Source organism: Nostoc sp. XA010 (assembly GCF_020829625.1).
Classification (GTDB): Bacteria; Cyanobacteriota; Cyanobacteriia; order Cyanobacteriales; family Nostocaceae; genus Nostoc.
In genome coordinates, this window is the sequence record NZ_JAIVFX010000123.1 from 1 (window position 1) to 3,306 (window position 3,306).

A 3,306-nucleotide genomic window follows, 5' to 3' on the forward strand; every position below is an offset into this window, starting at 1 on the left:
AGTTTTATCTTGTTCTCTGGTCAGAAATACCCTTAAACGGCTACCCATATCCCTGTTACCTTGCTGGATATATTATACGTATTTACTTATCTTTACATAGTTTGGTTTTTTCACCTTGTTCTACTTATCGTCATGGTAGAGATGCCTTCACATAAAGAGATTGAGCAACGCTTAGGGGTTGTGCCAAACTTCTTCTGGCTTGCCAGCAACACTCCAGAAATCACGATGAATCTCTGGGGATTTGCCAAGTTTGCCTACCTCGATAGTCCGCTGCCCTCTTTATCAGGACTTACGCAACTGGCACAATGCGATCGCTAATTTGATTCAAATTGTCTTGTAGCAGGGCTACGCCCCGCCCGCTATTTGTGCCAGTTGCGTAAGTCCTGTTTATTTAAGGAGCGGTTGTTTGTCTATCTTTCACGCTTTTGTGAGGTACGCTACTGCATCGCCCGACACATTGGGTTTTTGGTTGGGTTGGGATACCCGGCGGGCGATCGCCATTGTCTACCCCAAACGGTTGAACAAGTACTACCACTGCTACAACGTTCGCTACCACGCGGTGAAGAACTCGAAAGGGCGATCGCCTTGTGTGCTGCTTACGATTCATCGGGCTTTGAATGTCCAAATCCCGACGCTCCAGAAGAATCGGCAATAATAGCCTGCGCCACCCATGTATTTTTGCAGACCTCCGACGCATCTAGAGCGATCGTTGCCCTACAACAGGTATTTGGTACGAGGCTGGAGATTCTCAACGTGTTCCTTGCGTTTGTCCGCATGGCTCATCACTGGGCGCAGATCCACCGAGAGTTGCGCTTCGAGGAAGACATCAATCACTTGCTGGCAACCCATGAAGTGCTTGCCAATTATTTGCTCAACGATCCAGAAGTTGAGGACAATGCTTTGAACCAACGGGTATTGTTAGAAATAGCCGAACTGGGGCAGTTGAAGGAAGAACACAAGAGCCTTGCTGTGGCATACGAAGTGGTGAGCCGTGAGAATGAACAGTTACCAATCGAACGGCAACAACGCCAACGAGTTGAGGAGAACCTGCGGCAGAGCGAGGCGCGGTTGCAGCTGGCTCTAGATGCAGCACAGATGGGGACATTTGTGTGGCACATCCAAGACGAGCGCGCTGAATTAGATGCCCGGATGCTGGTGCTTTTTGGGCTACCTACCGACAGCACACTCACGCTCAGGGAAGCACTCGCTAACTTTGTTCACCCGGACGATGGCACAGGTTACGCCGAAGCGCTCGCCCGCGCCATTGACCCTGCTGGTGACGGCGCACTTCGTCAGGAAATTTGTGTAGTGCATCCGGATGGCTCAGTGCGATGGTTGGCAATTACCGGGCAGACGTTCTTTGAGATCCAACCGCGCCGTGCTGTACGGATGTCGGGCATAGCTGCTGACATTAGCGATCGCAAACTAGCCCAACTCGCCTTGCAAAGGAGCGAAGCTCGCCTGAGAGCAGTTGCGGCTAATTTGCCCAATGGAGCGGTTTTTATTGTGGATCGCGAGTTGCGCTATCAGTTGGCAGCAGGCAAAGCACTTGAGCAGGCAGGCATGACTCCCGAAGACTTGGTTGACAAAACCATTTGGGAAGCCCTGGACCCTGAACTAGCAACCAGTTACGAATCCTACTTCCGGCAAGCCCTCAATGGCGAACCTTATAGCTTAGAGCATCACAGCCACGAGCACGACTATGCCTCTCATGGCGTTCCTTTGTTTGATGCTCAGGGTGGGGTAGAAGCTGTCCTGGCAGTATCTTACGACATTACGGAGCGCAAACTAGCCGAAGTCGCCTTGCGCGAGAGTGAACAACGCTTCCGACTAATGGCAGATGCTGTACCGCAAATTGTTTGGATTACAGATGCCCAGGGGAGGGTTGAGTTCTTCAACAAGCAATGGAGCAACTACACCGGAGTCACTTACGAACCGACAACGGCTGCTCAGGTGGCGGCTAACTTCGTTCACCCGGAAGATGGCGAGCGCACAATGGCAGCGTTTAACGAAGCGCGACGTACTGGCAGCATTTTCGCAGTCGAACACCGGATTCGCTCGGCACAGGGAGCCTATCGCTGGTTTCTTGTCCGCGCCGAGCCTTACCGAGATCCACAAACGGGCGAGATTGTTCGTTGGTTCGGCGCATCAGTCGATATCCACGATCGCAAGCAGGCAGAAGCGACAATTTTGCAACGAGAAGCGCAATTTCGCCAACTGGCGGACGCGATGCCGCAACAGGTTTGGATTACCGATACTCAAGGCAAGACGCAATACGTGAATCAGCAATGGACAACTTACACTGGGTTGCAGGGCGAACGCACGGCATTTCTAAAACCCCTGCTGGATAAGGATCTTGACGAAAAAATAGGCTAAATTTAAAAACGCTGAAACCCTTGCTATTAAAGGATTCTTATACTTTAGATGCGTTTGCCCTGCACTGGGTTGACATTGGAGCAGACTCAAGATATTCATTATGCGACTGGAGTCATTCACCCCGATGACTTTGAGATAGCAAGTCAACTGTGGAGTACTGCGCTGGTCACAGGGATACCCTATCAAGCTGAATTTCGCTTGAAACACTCCTCTGATAATACCTATCGTTGGTTTCTCTCCCAAGCGATCCCCATTCGTGATGAACAAGGACAAATTGTGCAGTGGTTTGGCACTAGCACAGACATTGAAGAGTTCAGACGCGCCCAGACCCAACGAGAACAACTCTTACAACGAGAACAAACCGCACGAGAAGCCGCCGAGAAAGCCAATCGGATCAAAGATGAATTTCTGGCAGTGCTGTCACATGAGTTGCGTTCGCCCCTCAATCCAATTTTAGGATGGACACGATTATTACAGAACGGCAAACTCGATGCTGCCCGTCAACGAGAAGCTTTAGCAACCATTGAACGTAATGCCAAACTCCAGACGCAATTGATCTCAGATTTGCTCGACATCTCCCGCATTATGCGAGGTAAACTATCTTTAACTGTAGCTCCTGTCAGTTTGACCTTTGTAATTTCTGCTGCTATAGAAACTGTGCGATTGGCAGCAGAGGCAAAAAATATTGGCATCGTGCTGGATTTTGCTCCAGGGATTGCTCCGGTTTCTGGAGATGCCGCTCGTTTGCAGCAGGTTGTCTGGAACTTGCTGACCAATGCCGTCAAATTCACACCCAACGGCGGACTAGTAGTCTGCCAAGGTAACTTTGCTAAGTAAAACCTCTAATTAGTAAAATAACCAAAAACGGGGTTTAACATGGCGAAAAAGTACATTGTTGACTTGGATGAAAATGAAGTTTCTCAACTGCAA

General features: G+C 50.0%; 3 protein-coding genes. All 3 read left to right on the forward strand.

From position 1 onward, the window contains the following. Window positions 1-141: 141 nt before the first annotated feature. The 3 genes from LC608_RS36530 (at window position 142) to LC608_RS36540 (ending at window position 3,213) form a co-directional block, all read left to right on the forward strand. Window positions 142-318 carry a hypothetical protein gene (locus LC608_RS36530; protein WP_229558168.1) on the forward strand — a complete coding sequence of 59 codons (177 nt, stop codon included), beginning with the start codon at window positions 142-144 and terminating at the stop codon, window positions 316-318. An 84-nt stretch (window positions 319-402) separates the two neighbouring features. After that, complete coding sequence (locus tag LC608_RS36535) at window positions 403-2,376, forward strand: PAS domain-containing protein (RefSeq protein WP_229558169.1); 1,974 nt, start codon at window positions 403-405, stop codon at window positions 2,374-2,376. A gap of 48 nt (window positions 2,377-2,424) precedes the next feature. Then, a complete protein-coding gene (locus LC608_RS36540; protein ID WP_229558170.1) occupies window positions 2,425-3,213 on the forward strand; it encodes a PAS domain-containing sensor histidine kinase in 789 nt (262 codons plus the stop codon). The last annotated feature ends 93 nt before the right edge of the window (window positions 3,214-3,306 follow it).

Bases quoted from the DNA above. Each gene is read 5' to 3' on its own strand.
- LC608_RS36530 (WP_229558168.1), top strand. From the start codon at position 142: ATGCCTTCACATAAAGAGATTGAGCAACGCTTAGGGGTTGTGCCAAAC.
- LC608_RS36540 (WP_229558170.1), top strand. From the start codon at position 2,425: ATGCGTTTGCCCTGCACTGGGTTGACATTGGAGCAGACTCAAGATATT.